Origin of the sequence: Ureibacillus sp. MALMAid1270 (genome assembly GCF_049202975.1) — a bacterium.
Classification (GTDB): Bacteria; Bacillota; Bacilli; order Bacillales_A; family Planococcaceae; genus Ureibacillus.
In genome coordinates this window covers 1-18,024 of the sequence record NZ_JBMIRP010000018.1, presented here as the reverse complement: position 1 = coordinate 18,024, position 18,024 = coordinate 1, and the positions used below count along the sequence as shown (strand labels likewise).

Here is an 18,024-nt window from a genome sequence, read left to right as displayed (position 1 = left end):
TGTGGTTATTTCATCGTTGCTTTAACCATATCAGAAATGGATTCTTTTTTCATTTATTTGATGCATGGACCATTTAGCTCAATACCTTGATAGATAAGCATTATTTGGTTATCAAAGATTTTTTATGAATAATTCAGGTTAGTATAAGAGTTCGTCCATATGAAGATGAATTATTTTCAAGTTTTATTATTCGACTAGCAACTGCAAACGGAATCGACATTTTAAAATTTTGCTCTAGTTTTGACAATAACATCTCACATTATGTTCAAAGAAGTGATATGGACTTAATGGATTTTTCCCCACTTAGTATTCTTGATATTGATAAATTAGCCAGAATGGTTAATGTTGATAGAACATTATTACTAAATGGGACCTTTTTAAAGATGATAACAAAGTTTTCGGACAGTAATTATTCAAGAGTGAGGAACATAACTGACTTAGTTAAAAAGAAATTATGTTATTGTTCAGATTGTCTGTATGAAGGTAATTATTATAGGACTATATGGAAATTAGAAGGTGTTAATGGTTGTTTAAAACACAATAAAATACTCTTCGATAAGTGTATGAGCTGCAACGAAGTAATTCTCTATAAAGAAATAAATTCTATTGGTGAATGCCCGCATTGTGGTTTCTTATTAAAAAGATCAATCGATAAAAACCCTAAAGATGAAGAAATAGACAAAAATACGATAAGTTCTTGGAATTTTTTGTTAAATAATAGTTTGTCTTTCATCGAAAATAATGAGATGGCTCTAAAATTATTATTTTTATTAAATGAATTTAACGATGTATTAGATAGAGATTTAATTAGTAAAAACTTAAATACACATACTTCTCTACCGACCTTGCTCCAACATGCTAGGGGTACAATAACGAAAAATAAAAATCTACATCTGAAGATTGTGTTAAATATATTAGGGGAAAGAAACACAAACTTGAAACAATTATTATATCTAGAGGTACCACAAACTTTTAGAAATGAGCTTAAAATTAGAAAGAAAATCGATACTATTTCCTGTATTGCCCCCTGGTGTTCTTCTTTTGAAAAGTGGGGGTCTCTTATCAAAACTGGTACTAGCATGAAAAGGAAAAAAGATGAAACCGAATTAAAGTACTACCTCTTATGTAAAGATTGTGGTTGTGAATATGCGTTAAATAATTGCGAGCAACTTGTTGAACGATCCAATTTTATCTCTGCTTATAATAAATTGGTCAACCATGATTTTAACAACTTGAGCTTAAAGACAGTATCTACTATTTTAAATATGCCTATTGATAAAACTCGAAGAATAATAGCTTATTTTACTAGTAGAGATGGAAAAGTATCTCTAAATTTCCAGGGGTTTACTATTGAATCAAATAAATTATTGAAATTCATACAAGGAATAAGGGAAGGTCAACAAATAAAACAGATTAGACAATGGGATATTTGGATGAGTTACAGTGAGTTTTTACTCTATAGATATCATATTGATGTGATAAATGAATTGACTAGGAATCAAAGAAAGCCTGAAGAAGATACAAGGAATATATCTAATAAGAGCTCGAATTATTTGTTGGTTAAGAAAATTGTAGATGATATGTTCAAGAATGATGAGGATATAACGATAAAAAATGTCAGTAAAAAAATAAGAGTTGCACCTGAGACAGTAAGAAATTGGGGATGTAATAATTACATTGCGCAAATAAAGCAATATCAGCGAAGTTATCGACTAGATAAGATGAGAGAGGATATTAAGTCTAAGCTGGAAATTTATCTTGAAGTTACACCACCAGAGCAAATCTCATCAAAAGGTCTGTATGAGTATCTAAACATAGGTAGAACAGTGTTATGGAGAATAGACAAGGATTTAACAAGATATATAGCATATAAACTAGGATTTCTAAGAGAAGCGATAGAATAAAAATTAGCTTTTGTGTAAAGAGGTATTTAATGGAGAGGAATCAAATTTTCACAATAAGACCTAAATTAAAGGCAGGAGAGTCTTTATTAGGTTACCTAATTAGAGTAGCAGATGAAAATAAAATAAGTATTTTAGAATTATGGCAATTAATAAATAATCCAAATGGATATAAAGTTGACAGGAATTTTTCTTATAAGTTTGATTTATTCCCAAGTGATATTGTCCATTTGAATAAATTGGAAAGACTACTAAATATCGGTGTAGTTGAGTTGAAACGTCATTCTTTTGAGCCAATTGTGAGTCTATTTTATCCCGGATCTGCTGGGAAAAGGGTTTTTGGAAAAGAAATAGAAAAAAGGCACCGCCGCTTCTGTAGTAAATGTCTTGAGGAAGAAGGGGTATATCAACTTTCGTGGCAGGTTAAAGAGATTGAGATATGCGAAAAACATTTAATAAGGATTAATACAAAATGCTCTAAATGTGGGTATCACCAGCCATATATAAACAAGAATAGCCTGAATCATCTACAATGTGATAATTGTGAAAGTAAATTGTATGGGGAAATAGATGTACCGTTACAAGATCCAGAATTAATTCAAAAACAATTGAGGATTCATAGAGATTGGGAATTTATATTAGGGGATTTAAGTGCTATAGGGATTCCTTATTTGCACAATCCCCAGAGAATACATAATAAGATTGCGTTGTTATTATTATATTTAACTACGCCTCAGAATAGTAATCTTAACTCCAAAAAACATCCTCACTATGAACCTTCACAGGCAAAAAAACTATTTAGACTAGCAAGAAATAAGATAGATGAAAAATTAAGCCCAAGCATTATATTGGATACTTTAAGAAACTTAAATATTGAATTAAGGGAGATATTTTCACAACAAGTTCCTTTATCGTTTTATAAATTATTATTAAAATATAAAGAGAAGATGAAAATAGAGATTCATACAACGTGTAGTTCCCCATGGTGTAAACTCCATGGAACAATAAATGGAATAAAGGATTTAAAAACTTCTTCAAAAAGTGTGTATCTGCCTAAGGAGTATTTATATGATAAATTTTACGTGTGTACAAATTGTTGGGTACAAATTGGTCTTCGCAAGGACAACAAACAGTGGGAAGAAATCAATATTTCATACAGTTTAATTCAGAAAATTAAGGAACTTTTAATTAAGGGTATTTATTTAAAACATATTGCATTAATACTAAAGATTGATTTTTATAAACTCAGATTTTATCTTGGGTATCTTGCTCGTTATCAAAGTGTAGAAGTTAAAAAATTAGAAAATATAAAGATAGATGTGGAAACATTAATAAAACATTTTACAATTTTAAAACCATACTGGCGTAATAACGAAAAGTTAGCTAGAGCGACAAGGAAACTTTTTGGCTGGAATGCAATCACAACATATTATTATTTCTGGCATCCAATGGTACAAGAATACATATACCTACAGCAAAATCAACGGAAGTTAAACAAAACAAATTATCAATACTTAGTAGATAAGGTCGATGATACTATTGAAAATCTAATAAAAGATAATATAGAGATTTCTGTAAAAGAAGTTGCAGCTACATTAAATATCACTGAGGCAACTTTGCGTTATCATAAGATAAATGAGGAAATAATTTATAGAAAATCGACAAAACTTTCATTAGATAAAAATGAAGAAAAAGCAACTATTATTGAAAATATTGCTGCTTTTATTAATGTTAAGAGGGATAATGAGCAGCAAATATTTGCCCAAGAAATATATAGATCTATCGGAAAAAATGTAAAATATATGAAGAAGAATTTTCCTGATATTGCTGAACAAATTTCTAAATTAGCTAAGGAAAGTAAAATTAAACAAAAAGAGATACGAAGAAGAAATTTAGAAAAGCAAGTCATTGAAGTTTATGAAGAATATGGAAGAATTGATATGAATCTCCTGAGTCAAAACCTTGGTATTACAGTAAAAACTCTTAAAGGCAATCAAGGAATATATAAAGGACTAAGGCAATTTATTAGAAATGTAATAACAGATATTGAGTAGAACTGGTAAAAATTCGGTTTATGACAGATGTTCTTATAATTTATCTGGATTATGACATTACTTAATATAAAATGTGTCTATTTCTTATTATAAAAACGGCTTAAAACACCCGTATTTAATGACAGCATTAATTATAATTCACAACAAGAGTTGGAAGAACAATTACAGGATTTACTTGGAATAACTCCATTTTAATTTTAGTTGTATTATTACTCCTGCCCTAAATCTTTAGTATTTTGGGTAGGAGCGTTTACCACATAACATAACGACATTTAAAAAAGAAATAGATTAGCGAAAATGTTCATTTCAAACGAGCAAAAACTGTTCATTTTTACTTGACGGTCACAACATCATCTTCATCTTCAGCACTAATAACAAGTCCATATTTCCCAAAAACATTATGTTTTGCAGCTCTCACTCGTGCTTTCCAAAAGTTTTTCTTTACTACCAGTTTCATATTTTCTAGACTTTTGATCTTCAGTTAGTTCAAAAAAGCTTTCTAATTGAGGACGCAATTCAGTTTTTAGATTCATTCTTTGATTTTTATACATTAGGTCCAGTATCATCCAAGCAATTCGTCCCTGATCTGGCAATTCGATTTTTGCGATTTCCATTTCTCACAACCTCCAATATTATAAATAAACTCAATTTCTATTATTCTATTCAATTTTTTGAAGGTATAATCCTCTTTAACAAACCAGGGTTAAATTATACTCCTACCATTCATTTCAATTATCTATCATTAACGTTAGGCTCAGAACCCTATTTGGAGAATTTATTTAAGAAACAATAAACTTAAATACTTTCCCCAATAACTTTGTATGATTATTTCCATTTTGATAAGTGATTCCCTTGAGTTGTCATCCTCTTTATTCTAATTATCTTTGCAAAGGGAATATTCAAAACGATAGATGACTACAATTCCATATAACCATCGTATTATATACTAACTTTAGCCACGTAAATCAACTTTTAGTTGGTTGGTTGTGTTCGTTATCACTTAATTTAAAGCGTTTTACTTAAAATGACCACTGTATCTTTGGCCATATAAGATCTGATATACGCTTATTTAACCAGGTAATATTCCAAATTGATATTACTACCGTGCTAAATAAAGGGAAAAATATTGGTGGGTTGATAGAATAAGACCTTTTTTAGAAAATGGACGATTTATGCTAAGCTTTCATTAAAGGATATTAAGTTATGACTGTTAATTGGAGGTCGCTTATGAATACATGGATATTTCAAGGTAATCCGAATAAATTTAAAATCATTGAGTATTTGACAGACTACGAAGAAATTTGGTGGTCGATACGTCAAAAGCATTTTGTAAAGGATATCCAAAACGGAGACATTGTTTATATTTGGAAAGCCGATGGTGGAAAACCCGGAACAGGTGGGATATTAGCAAGGTGTGAGGTTATCGGAGAACCTATTAAGTATTTACCTGATGAGAATAAATATTGGATTGAACCTCCTCAAAACCCTTACTACGCAGCTAGATTAAAAATACTTGAATTCGATCCTGAAAATATGTTGTTCAGATCTGAATTGAAATCACACAAATTACTTGAAAACTTATTGATTTTCAGAATGGCTAATCAAACTAATTATTTACTTTCAGTTGAATATAGCAAAGCTATTGAAGAACTCTGGCATAATAAATTTCCAACATTAAATCAGATTTTTGATGTCGGTCAAACAGAAAAGGAGATGATATTGAAAATCCGAACTGTGCAAGGAGCATTTCGAACAAAATTGTTAAACAAAAACTCTAAGTGTGCTCTATGTAGTACTAACGAGCCTAAGTTGCTTATTGCTAGTCATATAAAGCCTTGGAGAGATTGTAGTAACATTGAACGCACCGATATCAATAACGGTCTACTCCTATGTCCAAATCATGATGCATTGTTTGATAGTGGTTTTATTACTTTCGACAAAGACGGTCGAGTATTAATATCAAACAGAATAAATTTGGCCACTATTGCAGCAATGAATATACATACTGATTCAACGATTTTAATATTAAATCGCGAAATGGAAAATTATCTTAAATGGCATAGAAAAAATGTGTTTCTATAATTGGGTAATCGGAAAATAGTGTGGAAAGAGGGTAAAAGGTACCCTCTTCCATAGCTTTGGTTAGTGTGGAAAAATCAGCACCATAGATTTCCTCATACACCCATTCATAGCCAGTTTGTGACCAACTTGGGAATTGATCAGGCAACATTTTACCAAAAGTAACTTCAACTTCTTTGAATTTCTTTTTCTTTTTAACTTTACGATAGCCTTGAGTAAACAAAATTTTTGCTCTGAGGGCTTCAAAAGAGTAGCCACGTCCAACATGGTTCATTGTTTTAATTAAGCGATTAAGGGATTCTGTATAAGCGTTTGTAATAGGAGAATTGAAATGTTGAATATTTCTTCTTCCCAATTATTCATAGCTTTAATCAAATCTTCTTCAAAATAAGTCATTAATTCTTTAGGAACATTTGAAACCCAATTTTGATAAAGTTTATAGGCATCGTTGATTGATTCAGCTTCATAAATATCAAAGAATTGCTCTTTGAGTTCATAAGCCTATCCAAGTAATGGAAAATTTTGAGTCCATACTTGCAACTTTATCTGGTCATCAAAGTCTGTTAAGTCTCTGCTCCTTGTAAGAAGACCATAACGTTCTCTCATAAGTTGTCTACGTTCTTTGGCTGTAACATTTTGACGGTTAGCTTTTCGAACTTTCTCTAAGGCTTCATTAGCTAATTTAACGACATGGAATTTGTCAATTACGATTTTGACATGTGGTATCACTGTGTTAACAGCACTTTTATAAGTATTCCACATATCCATTGCTACAAGTTCAATTTTTTCAATGTCTTGTAGATTCGAATGGTAATTAATAACTACATTCTTGTTTCGTTTTCGTAAAATATCTATTACCGCCCTGTTTTCAACGTCAGTAATAACACAACGATAGTATTTTAGTAAGTGGACTTCATCAATACCAAGCCATTTCGGAGTTCTAAAATCTGTTTGTGATTCAAGTTCAGCAACATAGTCATTGAAGATGTTTCGTACAGTCTTTTCATCAACGCCTATATCGTCTGCAACGCTGGTAAAGGTCCTTTCAAGACTTGCTTTTTGAATCCAATCTATTAGCCTATTAGTTACAGAACGATTTACATCCATGTCAGGAAGGTCTTCAAAAAAAGGGGTATTCGGATTATCGTGTGGAAAAAACTTTTATTTAATTGTTGAATATACAACCGTAAATCGGATTATTATTGTGTGGAATTCTTCTTATATCGATTTTTACCTTGCATTACAAGACTAATGATGCTATCCTTCATGTATATCATGTAATGCAAGATACTTTTGTAATCATAACCCTTGTATTACAAGTTAGTAAGGAAGGAGGAAGAAATTTGTCGACAACACAAATGCTAAAGGGCATTATTGAAGGTTGTTTACTGGCAATCATTAAGGATAAGGAAGTATATGGTTACGAAATGGCAGAAAAACTTGAAAGTTATGGTTTTCACTCTTTTAGTGAGGGGACAATTTATCCATTGCTAATGCGGATGCAAAAAGAGGAATTAATTACATCTACTTTAAAAAAGTCTACAGCAGGACCAAGAAGAAAATACTACTCACTCACACCAAAGGGTGATTTGGAATTGAAAAATTTTATAGAACGTTGGCAGAATTTACAGAGCAATGTCAACGGAGTGATCCAACAATATACAATTACAAATGGAGGTAATCAAGATGAAACGTGAATTACAGCTTTCTACAAAGAGTCAAAACTTCATAGAAAACTTACGTGTTTACTTATTTTCAAGTGGAAAACAATGGGGTGAAATTGAGGGAATTGTGAATGAATTAGAGATCCATTTGTCCGAAGCAGAAAAAAGTGGGAAATCCATTGAAAAAATTATTGGTAAATCTCCGAAAGAATACATGGAGATGATTTCTGATGAAATGACCATGGATTATCGAACATGGTTCAAATACATTTGTCTTATCATTTTTGGATCCTTTTCTTTTAAAATTTTCTCTGATTTAATGGCAGGAAACCTTTCATATTCTCTATTGGAAATGGGCGGGTATATAATAATTACTGCTATATTCATTACAGCTGTTTTTAAAGGGTTTAAATACATTTCAACAATAAATCAATCTAATGTTAAACGAGGTGTATTGATCTTTGGTATTGGATTGCTCCCATTGGTTTTATTTTTAGGATTAACCTTTCTTGATAAAGTGATTTGGACCCCTACCGTTCATTTTGACAATATAGGGAGTTTAATAATTGGTGGAATTACTTTACTATTTGTAATCGGTATTTCCGTTTGGGCTAAGACATGGATTCTAATCATTATAACAGCATTGTTAACATTACCTGATTATTTCCTTAACCTAACACCACTACAACATGAAACACAACTTATCCTAAGTATGATAATAAGTTTTGGTGGAATAGCAATTTATCTTTGGATATTGTCTAAATTGGAAAAAGATAAGTGAAAATTGACCATTACAAAGATAAACTTATGGAAACATTTGTTTAAACTCTTATTTTAGTTTGAGTTTCTATAAGCTGCTTTGATAACTTGTTTACTTTGATTTTAAAAACTGAAGGGATAAGTAAATGTTGAATAATATGATCAATCTATCAAATTTTAGGATTCTGGATATGGACGAAAGTGAATATGATTATAGATTTTTAGTTGAATCTACTAATCTATCTCCTTCATATTGTAGAAAATGTGGCACTATTGCAAACTTATATAAACATGGCAAGAAAAAACAGCTATTTTTTGACTTGCCAATGCACGCAAAACGTGTCGGTATTTATGTAAATCGCCAACGATATAAATGCAGGGAATGTAATGAAACTTTTTTTAGAGGTGACATACTATCCAACTTATAACGGAAAATCTTAAAGAAGAATTATTTCATGCACTTAGACAAAGTAAGGAATCAATAATGGTAATTAGCCCATTCATTAGTATGGAAACAGCCAAGATTCTAGGAGATATAGTAAAGAACAATAATATCAAATGTACAGTTATCACTCGTTTTGACAGAGCTTTATTTAATAATGGTGGTAGCAGTATAGAAGCTCTAAGCTTGTTGAACCAAGCTGGTGCAGATATTTTAGCACTTCAAAATCTTCATACAAAATTATATATCATTGATAATCGAACTGTTTTTACTGGCTCAGCAAATTTTACTCAAAACGGACTAACAAAGAACATAGAATTATTGCTGTTAATTCAAAGTCCCAATGATGATGCTATACTATTAATAAACTACGCCAAATCACTATACATGGATATATTGGATTCTGGAAATTGGTATGTAGACAAAGCTATGATTGAATTGGAACTAGAGACGAAGGAGAATTTAATACCTACAGTACCCGATCCAAAATTAAGTTTCACATGGGGAGCAAGTCTTTCAAACAGTAATACTATAGATAAAGATGCTATTGTACTTTCTGTACCAATAGGTAGTACTTATGAAATTGTAGAAAATTTTGCAATCCATTCACATCCAGTGAGTTATCGATATAAATCGACTAAATATATTACATTCAGATATCCAAAAGGTGGTCACATGAAGGCTGTATATGAAATTATAGATACAGTTACATTTAATATGACTAGTTGGAAAGATGATATAGAAAAGTATAATTTTCCTGTCGATATTCATAAACGCTTATATAATTATATTGTTGAACGCCAAGATGGATTTAAATTCGAAAATGATAAACACTATAAATTTTATATTTTAGAAAAGAAACTCGCCTTACCGAATAACCCTAGACCTAAGAGTAATAATTCAGGTGGATGGTACTATCGATTAAACGACTTAAGGGCGACTGAGATTGTTAATACATTAAAAATCAAATAAACTAACAGTCTATTTAACCACCGTTTTATAAACAAAATAACCAGGGATCAAAAATTCACGTTTTGGTCGCTGGTTTTATTTGTATTTATCTATTTACTCGTCTATTATAAGTATTATATAAAACGTATGGGAAATAGACGATTGGAGGTAATTTTATGACCCGAATCATTGGATATGCACGAGTTAGTACTGAGGACCAAAATTTAGACATGCAGCAACTTGCTATTGAAAAGTATGCTAAAGAGAAAGGTCTTGAGTTAGTTATGTATCTTGAAAAAATCAGTTCTCGAAAAGACCGTCTAGAATTGCAGAACGCATTGAAGGCAGCGACTAAGGGTGATGTCTTTGTTGTTTACAAACTTGATCGCTTGGCTCGCAGTACTAAGGAATTGTATCAATTAACTGATCAACTTAAAGACAAAAGCGTTGAGTTCGTAAGTATCAATGATAGCTTTGATACAACTACCCCGACAGGCAAAGCAATGTTCGGGATGTTGGCCGTCTTTGCAGAGTTCGAACGCGATATTATTCAACAACGTACAAAAGCAGGACTTGAAGCAGCACGTAAGCGAGGTAAAGTTGGAGGAAGACCTGCTATTGATGATAAAACCAAACGTATGGTAGTTAAATTGTTTAATTCCGGCGAGAGCGCGACCGACCTTGCTAAAGAATATGGAATTGGTAGAGCAACTGTTTATAAAATTATTAATGAAAGCAAAGGAATTAATTAATGTAAAATCCGTTTGATATGTGTGAAAATGAATGAGTTTTTGAATGTCTTGATTGAAGGTCGGAAAAATCAGTGTTCAATTAATTAAAAGTTTTTATCCTCCGCTTTGGGGGATAAAACTTTTTTAATTAATTCATTTTTGTCTGAATTCCTCCGATTTAACATTAAGTTAATCGGGTTTAAAAAAGCTACCAATATCTAACCGCATCATCAAAACCTTCAATAATAGCTTGTCTATCATTGTCATCTTCAGGTTGTCCAACACCCGCTCCTACACTAGCGCCACCTATAAGTAAAGTATTTTTAGAAAATAGCGATTCTCCTACGTAAGCATAGTTATAGTTACCAATATATTCGGTATTTATTATTCTTGTGCCAGAATAAGTATATGCTGTCCATTCTTTATACCAATATCTATATCCAGGTTGAATTTTATAATCCCATTCACCACCTTCTCTCACCTTGCCTACGAAGTAACCTACTGCAGCATAATAAGCAGTTTGCGGAGAAGTTTTTAAAACAGCACTATAGAAATCTTCTAATTCTCTTTTATTACTCTCTACTAAACTTTTTAAATTTATTGTTGGTAAGCCAGGATCTATGCCAAAAGGAGTTACACTCGAATCTAAATTTACATTTGACTTTGATTTCTTATCATTTTCATATATAACATCTGCAATCTCTTCACTGGAAAGAAGAATGATATTATATTCATTGTCTACTTTAGCAACCTTTAAACCTACCAAGAAGTTAGAACTCTCTATTTTTTCTAAAAATTCAGTGTATGATTCACTACTTATCTCTAAACTTTTCTCATCACCTAAATAAATTATTTCACCATTACTTTCTAGATTAACTAATCCTAAATCCACTGCCTTTTTAAAAATTTCATCATTTTCAATCAAACTTTCTTTGCTCGAATCATTAGTATTAGCAAATGCATCATGTGTTGCTCCAAATAAAGAAAACGCTACTAAAAGCAATAAAGAAGTTAATATTTTCCTCATTATCCACATCTCCTTTTAATCGTATTATAACAACAGTAACCATTTATGTAATTATTAAACATTTTCTCTATTTTTTGAGGAAATAGCTATTATTATTAAAAGATAAAATGGATATAATATTACACTCGTCGCAAAAAATAATCCCATAATAGGAACAGGTCTGTCCCCTTCATTATGCATAGGGAATATAATAGTAAACAAAAATATAAAAAGGCTAATAAAAGGCAAACAAATAAATGAACCCAAGTAATTCCACTTGGTTTGTTTTAAAAAATTTAAATTTAGTACATAGAATATAAAAGTACTGAGTATCACTAATAATATAACTAGTATAGTAATCAAAATCGATACTGTTTCTACCCCTATATTTATAAGTCTACTAATGCGATAAACATTTAGCATAAGTTCTGTCTCTAACACAAAAAACAAGGCATATATAATACTAACAAATATTAATCTAATAAAATTTTTCATATACTCACCCCTACAAAAATTCATTTCAATTACACATTGTATCTCCCTATACCCTCTAAAACTTCTTGAGAAACTTCTGCCACTAAAATTGTTGACCAAATTCCCAACAGCAACAATCTCACCACTTTTAATATCACGCACCTACTTTGGTATATGCAAAGTGTAATTTTTTGGGATTTAGTTTTCTACTTCGCTATAATACCGAACTCAAACCAGCCAATTAGCTGCATAGAAAAACTCTAACTTTAAGGGGTCCCTACCTTTCTCCTAAAAATTAGGTTTTTTAATATTGTACTTTCCTTAAAGTTGTAAATTCGCATTTTCCTGACGCTACCCCTAGCTGCAATTGCACAACAACATTACCCATTCGATCAAGATACTAAACAAGTAGTAAAAGATAGCATTAGAGGGTTTTTAACAAGTCTATTTCAAATAAAGAACGTTATGTCTAATGAAACATTTTGGGACATCCTCTATAAGATTTCAATTATCCTAGCCATAGTTGGAGATGTGCAAATTCTTGTACCTATACCTGACTCACCTGTTAAATCAGAAATAAATATTGAGATTAAAGGTGATTCAAATAGTGAGATTAATATCAAAATAAATGTTGAAAACAATTCAGATACACAGAAAGATACCTCTCCACAAGTTGACGCAACAATGAAAATAGCCCATTATGTAAATAATTCCCAACTCTGATCACTTTTACAAATAAAACTTACATTATATTTATTTTACACATCATTTTATGTATCATTTTACATATCTTATTACATAATATATAATGTAAATAACACATCAACAAACAACAACAGCCTCCTGATTGACGAGTTTAGGGCAAAGCAGACTTAGAAAATTATAAAGAGAGCTATTGTGTTGATGTATAGGGAGGAATAAATTAATGGGCAAAGCAGCGTTTTTCACTAAAAGGCCGCTGTTCGAAATTGAGCAATTAGTAGCTGCTTCTGAAGCAGCTCGAAATTTTTCAGCATTGCGAAAAAATGCCAAGTTCGCTCCAAGGTTAATCCTTGAAAACAACAAACCTGACTCTGTATTAATTAATATCGATGATTATGAAGCATTATATACGTTTATCGATAATCTGGAAGAAGAAATATTAGCACTACGTGTAGCTTTACGCATTCAAGATACTGATTCTGGCGAAAAACGTAAACATTCACTCGAGGAAGTGTTAGGCGTTAATGGCATTCGTGAAATGGAAAAAGTTAAAGATTGGGATATTTCGGACGACGACCTATTTGAATGAGTAGGAGTTGTTTCTGAAAGATGGCGAGATTTAAACTAGAATTTTTTGAAGATGCTAAAGCTGAATACGAAACACTAGACGGTAGCGAAAAGAAATATGTAATGAAAGCTTTAGAAAAGATCTCTGAACGTGGTGATGAAATTGGAGATCCCCTAGAAAATAAACGTGGAATTATTTTGGTTGGGTGTAGAAAAGTAAAGCTTAGAAAATTAGGGATACGTATTGTTTATAGGCTTAATAATAATGATAGAATTGAAATTATTGATATTATCGCTATTGGCAAACGTGATGATGAAGAAGTCTATAAAAATGCTAACAAACGAATAAAATAATGGCTAAAACATCTTCTTTTGTGGGAAGATGTTTTTTTGCATTTAATGTACCATACAATTTCTCCATGGCTAAATATATTCTTGATCTAAAATAATCGAAGTGTGAAATTTATATTCTCAAAGATTGACACAGTAAATTTAAACACGTATAATAACACGTATAAAATGCGTATTATTATACGTATCAAAAATTCATATTTACATATACTATGAAGGAGGAATGTTTGTGAAGTCCTACTCTTCTAAGGAAATCATCCAGCTTCTAAAAAAAGATGGATGGTACTTAGTAAATACTGTTGGAAGTCATGCTCAATACAAACATCCGACAATGATTGGTAAGGTTACAGTTCCACATCCGAGAAAAAACCTAACAATCAAAACGGTAAAAAGTATTGCGGCACAAGCTGGGATTAATATTAATTAGTCCCTGCTGGTTCCAGCACCTTTATTAAATTCCTTTAGAAGTAGTCCATTCAAAACATTTTTAGACAAAACAAAACATTTTAGTGTATCTAATTATTTAAAAGGAAGGAGTGTTAGAAATGGTAGCACGTATGCTTGAAAAAGGAACTCAAGATTCAAAACGGTCATATACATTCCCAGCTATTTTTGATTATGCTGATGACGGGATTTCTGTGGAGTTTCCTGACCTTCCAGGTGTTTATACATGTGCAGACACTGACGAGGAAGCATATCGTAATGCTAACGAAGCCTTAGGATTACATTTATTTGGGATGGAAGAAGATAATGAAGAGATTCCTTCACCATCTAAAATTAATGAACTATCTGTTGATAAAAACCAGGTAGTTGTTTTAGTCAATGTTTTTATGCCTCTTGTACGGTCGCGCGTACAAAGAGTAACTTTGAAAAAAACATTAACTATACCTAAATGGATTAATGATCTAGCTGAGGAGAATAATATTAATTTCTCTCAAGTTCTTCAAGACGCATTAAAAGAGCGTTTAAATGTTAAAGATCATTTTTAAAGCATTATAAATACAACATAATGAATAATGAAAGAGACATAAGGATTGTAGTTTCATCTTTCTTTACTGGAAAACATTAACATATATATTTTTATGAAACATCACCTCTTAGATATGAAGGAGGTGATGTTTCTTTTCAATTTAACAATCGAAATGCAGTTTCTCAAAACTCTATGTTTTCAACCTAGGATAAGGAACATTTTAAGAGGTTGGAAGATGTTGCTTTGTTAGATTCAACAAATCAAAACTCCTAAATTACCTAAATATAAAAAAATCTAACTAAAGTGGAAATTTCTACTTTTGTTAGATTTATTAAATACTTCTATGCTCTTTAAATCCATTCACTTTTTTAAAAAATATTAACCGTATGTACCAATTATTGAACATTCTAAATTTTTCATAAAAACCTTAATGCGAATTTAACATAATTACTTCATAATTGAGAAATACTCAAGATTTAGTACTTACAGTTTCATTTTTACTTACCAGGTTCAAGAAGTGACATCTTATTTTTACTTAATTTTTCACTGCTAACAAATATGATAAATACAATTCCAAAAATTATTTGGAAAATAGATGTCATTTGAGGTACCCAATTAGTTCCAAAATACGAAATAATAGCTCCTGTATAAAATGCACCAAATTGTATAGAAGCCCCTCCTGCAAAATTCCATAAGGTAGCTACTCTTCCTCTAAAATTAGGTTGAACTTGAGTTTGTAAAATACTTCTTTCTATTGGTCCTACAAAGGCACAAACTAAAGCAAAAATCCCTAAACATATTGCTCCTTCCACTAAATTTCCGGAAAACCCAAAAGCAAACCAACTTATTCCGATTAAAGTATACATCACACCATACATTTTTATGTTCTTAAATTTAAACCCACTACTAGCTACCCATAAACTTAAAAGAAAAGAAATAAGCCCTTCTGAAAGATAAAGAACACTAGTTCCGTAATATTCCATTTCATAAATTTCCGAAACATATTTAACAATCATGAGATTATAAGAACCAATAATTATTCCTGTAGTTATAGAACTAAATATTACCATCCATAACCATCGATCCGATTTTACAATGTTCAGTCCTTCAATAAAGTCTTTAATGAATTTCTGTTTATTAAGTTTTTTATTAATAGCCACCCATTTAGCCGTAAATATTATATATGCAGAGTATATAAACAAAATAGAGGAAATTACCCAGACCAAATTAATACTTACTATGCTCGTTAATACTCCTGCAATTGATGCACCAGATAATCTTAATATACTTGTAATAGAGTAACTAAATGAATTTGCGGTAACTAAATCATTTTTTGGTACTAATTCCGGGACTAATACTTGTCTTACCGATTGTATAAAAGAAGAAGACAGACCCATTACAAATCGAATAAAAAAGAAGACTACTAATGAGATATTATTTGGTAAAAGCGGGACAAATATAAAGCCTAATACAAGAATTCCTCTAATTATTTCACAAAACAACATACTTTTTTTATTATCGAACCTATCAATATATACACCAAAGAAAATAGAAAAAATTAAAGGTGCAAGTCCGCTAATAGCCCATAATGCTCCAAATTCAAATCCATTATCTGTGATTTTTTCTAATACAATTAACATAGCAATGAAAGAAAACCAATTTGAAAATGCGGAGATAGTACTGCTAAGCAATATCTTTTTATATGCTGGATTTTCTTTTAAAATCCTCTTGATTTCGTTTTTTTTCTTAGTCTTTTTCATTTAAGAAAAGCTCTCCTCTCATGCAAATATAAGAGTATATATCAGATGAATTAATATTTAATAAATCGTTTAAATTATAATGTGAGTTTTTTTCCATATACTTTACTATTAATTGATAACCAATGCTATAGCCTAGCCATATAGGTAGTCTCTGTTGACCACCCCCATTTAAGAGTATAAAAATCTTATTTTCATCTATCTCTAATAAAGAGCTTTTATATATTGGCCAATAATTATAAATAACTTCTAATGGTGTATTTGACCATATTCCTACTCTATTAAAACCTAGCACACTTCCTACTGTATATTCTGCTATTCCTTCTTCAACTAAAACATCTAGTACTGTTAAATGACCTTTATCATCTAATCTACAATTTCTTATTACATGAGCAAATTCATGTATACATATTTCCTCCAATTTATCATGCCATAAATTTCCAAATGGGTATACATAAAAAATAATAGTATTTTTATTAATTGTATGTGCCGTAACACCCTTCATTACTTCGATGGCGAACCTTGATTCTGGGGTAATCATCATTAGAGCAAATTTTATTGGAACGTCAGATATACTCTTTTGTAGTTTTTCTAAAATACCACATATTTCCAAATTTAATTTTATATTCTCAAATTGGTTATATATTTGTTGAATTATCGTATTATCAGTCTCACATTGAATATGCCCAAATTGCTCCAATATTTTATTTGGAACATTTAAACCTATACTTTTCAAAAAATTTTGGATAACAGTATTTTTTCTTTCGATATTATCATCGATCACTAACTCTTGAAAAAACTCTTTGGTATCAATTATTTCAATTTTCTCCATTATGGTCACTCACTTTTCTAGTAATCACACTTTGAAATGGTATTATTCTTAAATTTTAATTTGCTATTTTTTAATAAAGCACTAAAAAATAGCAAATTAACTAAAGTAGTATAGATTTATAGACACAACTTGTTTAAGGTCAAACTATCGAAAGGTCGTGTCCATCTAATGAGTTAAAAATAATAATCAAGAATTTTTAAACATACTGTAGTTTTGCTTTATCGAATGGATCGATAGCCTTCTTTTTAGTGTGGCGTGAAATAATTCGATACAAGCGTTGTTTTAAGGGCAACCTTTTCACTAAATGAAGGAATCACTTCGTATTTTTTTAGACTCTCTTGAAATGCTTCTTTTGCAATATTGGTTTCCTAGTTCTTATATGTACAAAATGATTTACATATTGCGATAACTTTGAACTGTGAGAATCGCCAAGTATAATTTCATTGAAGATTGGTACAATCTTAAGTGATTTAATGGAATATTCAGTTATTTAACACCGGATTAATTTAAAAGAATGTGCCGTTAGCACCATAATTCTGTCAATTATGCACCCATAAGATATTTTTTGCATTCCCTAAAATACTACCTTAGATATAAGTTAAGAGTTTAAAAAGACTCAGGAACATTCGACTTTACATATCTTTGTATTTGATAAGCTAAAACTGAGCCACCATAGCAATTGAAAAGTGAGCCACTTTTATATGAAAATAATCCTAACTTCATAGAGTTAGGAGCGTATAGAGGTGATTTCATTGGAGAAGAAACAGAAAGTACTACTTGCCTT

Annotated in this window: 18 protein-coding genes and 1 pseudogene; 13 read left to right on the top strand and 6 right to left on the bottom strand. The window is 30.9% G+C overall.

Annotated elements, in window-relative coordinates; genetic code table 11:
- Positions 1-128 precede the first annotated feature (128 nt).
- Together ACOQFO_RS01330 and ACOQFO_RS01325 are read left to right on the top strand one after the other, a co-directional pair.
- A complete protein-coding gene (locus ACOQFO_RS01330) occupies positions 129-1,904 on the top strand; it encodes a TniQ family protein (RefSeq protein ID WP_421687916.1) in 1,776 nt (591 codons plus the stop codon).
- 29 nt (positions 1,905-1,933) lie between these two features.
- On the top strand, positions 1,934-3,955 hold the full coding sequence (locus ACOQFO_RS01325; RefSeq protein WP_421687913.1) for a TniQ family protein: 2,022 nt from the start codon (positions 1,934-1,936) through the stop codon (positions 3,953-3,955).
- A gap of 398 nt (positions 3,956-4,353) precedes the next feature.
- On the opposite strand, the gene ACOQFO_RS01320 is transcribed toward ACOQFO_RS01325, so the two are convergent.
- Complete coding sequence (locus ACOQFO_RS01320) at positions 4,354-4,569, bottom strand: hypothetical protein (RefSeq protein ID WP_421687912.1); 216 nt, start codon at positions 4,567-4,569, stop codon at positions 4,354-4,356.
- Between the two features lie 613 nt (positions 4,570-5,182).
- Between ACOQFO_RS01320 and ACOQFO_RS01315 the strand changes: the two genes are divergently transcribed.
- Positions 5,183-6,037 (top strand): HNH endonuclease, encoded by an 855-nt coding sequence (locus ACOQFO_RS01315; RefSeq protein WP_421687911.1) that lies wholly within the window; start codon positions 5,183-5,185, stop codon positions 6,035-6,037.
- 34 nt (positions 6,038-6,071) lie between these two features.
- On the opposite strand, the pseudogene ACOQFO_RS01310 reads toward ACOQFO_RS01315, so the two are convergent.
- A pseudogene (locus tag ACOQFO_RS01310) lies at positions 6,072-7,162 on the bottom strand (ISL3 family transposase); the annotation flags it as partial.
- A gap of 230 nt (positions 7,163-7,392) precedes the next feature.
- Here ACOQFO_RS01310 and ACOQFO_RS01305 point away from each other — a divergent pair.
- From ACOQFO_RS01305 to ACOQFO_RS01285, 5 genes are all read left to right on the top strand, one after another.
- Positions 7,393-7,731, top strand: coding sequence for a PadR family transcriptional regulator (locus ACOQFO_RS01305; RefSeq protein WP_421687915.1), 339 nt, complete (start codon positions 7,393-7,395; stop codon positions 7,729-7,731).
- Entirely contained in the window at positions 7,721-8,479 is a 759-nt protein-coding gene (locus tag ACOQFO_RS01300; RefSeq protein ID WP_421687910.1) for an HAAS domain-containing protein, read from the top strand. The genes ACOQFO_RS01305 and ACOQFO_RS01300 overlap by 11 nt, the downstream gene beginning before the upstream one ends.
- Before the next feature lie 124 nt (positions 8,480-8,603).
- Positions 8,604-8,885, top strand: coding sequence for a transposase family protein (locus ACOQFO_RS01295; protein ID WP_421687909.1), 282 nt, complete (start codon positions 8,604-8,606; stop codon positions 8,883-8,885).
- The gene (locus ACOQFO_RS01290) at positions 8,873-9,871 is read left to right on the top strand and encodes a phospholipase D-like domain-containing protein (protein ID WP_421687914.1); all 999 of its coding nucleotides are present in this window, start codon (positions 8,873-8,875) and stop codon (positions 9,869-9,871) included. The genes ACOQFO_RS01295 and ACOQFO_RS01290 overlap by 13 nt, the downstream gene beginning before the upstream one ends.
- 155 nt (positions 9,872-10,026) lie before the next feature.
- Entirely contained in the window at positions 10,027-10,602 is a 576-nt protein-coding gene (locus tag ACOQFO_RS01285) for a recombinase family protein (RefSeq protein WP_421687908.1), read from the top strand.
- A 187-nt stretch (positions 10,603-10,789) separates the two neighbouring features.
- Here the strand turns inward: ACOQFO_RS01285 and ACOQFO_RS01280 are convergent, their stop codons facing one another.
- Together ACOQFO_RS01280 and ACOQFO_RS01275 are read right to left on the bottom strand one after the other, a co-directional pair.
- Positions 10,790-11,608: a polymorphic toxin type 44 domain-containing protein gene (locus ACOQFO_RS01280; protein ID WP_421687907.1), complete on the bottom strand. Its 819-nt coding sequence runs from the start codon at positions 11,606-11,608 to the stop codon at positions 10,790-10,792.
- A 54-nt stretch (positions 11,609-11,662) separates the two neighbouring features.
- Positions 11,663-12,082, bottom strand: coding sequence for a hypothetical protein (locus ACOQFO_RS01275; protein ID WP_421687906.1), 420 nt, complete (start codon positions 12,080-12,082; stop codon positions 11,663-11,665).
- 444 nt (positions 12,083-12,526) lie between these two features.
- On the opposite strand from ACOQFO_RS01275, the gene ACOQFO_RS01270 reads away from it, so the two are divergent.
- The 5 genes from ACOQFO_RS01270 (at position 12,527) to ACOQFO_RS01250 (ending at position 14,670) form a co-directional block, all read left to right on the top strand.
- Positions 12,527-12,784, top strand: coding sequence for a hypothetical protein (locus ACOQFO_RS01270; protein WP_421687905.1), 258 nt, complete (start codon positions 12,527-12,529; stop codon positions 12,782-12,784).
- A gap of 202 nt (positions 12,785-12,986) precedes the next feature.
- Positions 12,987-13,352, top strand: coding sequence for a hypothetical protein (locus tag ACOQFO_RS01265; protein ID WP_421687904.1), 366 nt, complete (start codon positions 12,987-12,989; stop codon positions 13,350-13,352).
- A gap of 20 nt (positions 13,353-13,372) precedes the next feature.
- Positions 13,373-13,684 carry a type II toxin-antitoxin system RelE/ParE family toxin gene (locus tag ACOQFO_RS01260; protein ID WP_421687903.1) on the top strand — a complete coding sequence of 104 codons (312 nt, stop codon included), beginning with the start codon at positions 13,373-13,375 and terminating at the stop codon, positions 13,682-13,684.
- 226 nt (positions 13,685-13,910) lie between these two features.
- Entirely contained in the window at positions 13,911-14,108 is a 198-nt protein-coding gene (locus ACOQFO_RS01255; protein WP_421687902.1) for a type II toxin-antitoxin system HicA family toxin, read from the top strand.
- Positions 14,109-14,226: 118 nt separating this feature from the next.
- A complete protein-coding gene (locus ACOQFO_RS01250; protein ID WP_421687901.1) occupies positions 14,227-14,670 on the top strand; it encodes a type II toxin-antitoxin system HicB family antitoxin in 444 nt (147 codons plus the stop codon).
- 478 nt (positions 14,671-15,148) lie between these two features.
- Here the strand turns inward: ACOQFO_RS01250 and ACOQFO_RS01245 are convergent, their stop codons facing one another.
- Both ACOQFO_RS01245 and ACOQFO_RS01240 read right to left on the bottom strand, forming a co-directional pair.
- Positions 15,149-16,411, bottom strand: a complete 1,263-nt coding sequence (locus ACOQFO_RS01245; RefSeq protein WP_421687900.1) for an MFS transporter — start codon at positions 16,409-16,411, stop codon at positions 15,149-15,151.
- A complete protein-coding gene (locus ACOQFO_RS01240) occupies positions 16,398-17,240 on the bottom strand; it encodes a DUF2268 domain-containing putative Zn-dependent protease (RefSeq protein WP_421687899.1) in 843 nt (280 codons plus the stop codon). Before ACOQFO_RS01240 ends, ACOQFO_RS01245 begins: the two co-directional genes overlap by 14 nt.
- Positions 17,241-18,024: the final 784 nt, after the last annotated feature.

Coding starts and splice junctions, on each gene's coding strand:
- ACOQFO_RS01325 (WP_421687913.1), top strand. CDS start 1,934: ATGGAGAGGAATCAAATTTTCACAATAAGACCTAAATTAAAGGCAGGA.
- ACOQFO_RS01320 (WP_421687912.1), bottom strand. CDS start 4,569: ATGGAAATCGCAAAAATCGAATTGCCAGATCAGGGACGAATTGCTTGG.
- ACOQFO_RS01315 (WP_421687911.1), top strand. CDS start 5,183: ATGAATACATGGATATTTCAAGGTAATCCGAATAAATTTAAAATCATT.
- ACOQFO_RS01305 (WP_421687915.1), top strand. CDS start 7,393: ATGCTAAAGGGCATTATTGAAGGTTGTTTACTGGCAATCATTAAGGAT.
- ACOQFO_RS01300 (WP_421687910.1), top strand. CDS start 7,721: ATGAAACGTGAATTACAGCTTTCTACAAAGAGTCAAAACTTCATAGAA.
- ACOQFO_RS01295 (WP_421687909.1), top strand. CDS start 8,604: ATGTTGAATAATATGATCAATCTATCAAATTTTAGGATTCTGGATATG.
- ACOQFO_RS01285 (WP_421687908.1), top strand. CDS start 10,027: ATGACCCGAATCATTGGATATGCACGAGTTAGTACTGAGGACCAAAAT.
- ACOQFO_RS01280 (WP_421687907.1), bottom strand. CDS start 11,608: ATGAGGAAAATATTAACTTCTTTATTGCTTTTAGTAGCGTTTTCTTTA.
- ACOQFO_RS01275 (WP_421687906.1), bottom strand. CDS start 12,082: ATGAAAAATTTTATTAGATTAATATTTGTTAGTATTATATATGCCTTG.
- ACOQFO_RS01270 (WP_421687905.1), top strand. CDS start 12,527: ATGTCTAATGAAACATTTTGGGACATCCTCTATAAGATTTCAATTATC.
- ACOQFO_RS01265 (WP_421687904.1), top strand. CDS start 12,987: ATGGGCAAAGCAGCGTTTTTCACTAAAAGGCCGCTGTTCGAAATTGAG.
- ACOQFO_RS01260 (WP_421687903.1), top strand. CDS start 13,373: ATGGCGAGATTTAAACTAGAATTTTTTGAAGATGCTAAAGCTGAATAC.
- ACOQFO_RS01250 (WP_421687901.1), top strand. CDS start 14,227: ATGGTAGCACGTATGCTTGAAAAAGGAACTCAAGATTCAAAACGGTCA.
- ACOQFO_RS01245 (WP_421687900.1), bottom strand. CDS start 16,411: ATGAAAAAGACTAAGAAAAAAAACGAAATCAAGAGGATTTTAAAAGAA.
- ACOQFO_RS01240 (WP_421687899.1), bottom strand. CDS start 17,240: ATGGAGAAAATTGAAATAATTGATACCAAAGAGTTTTTTCAAGAGTTA.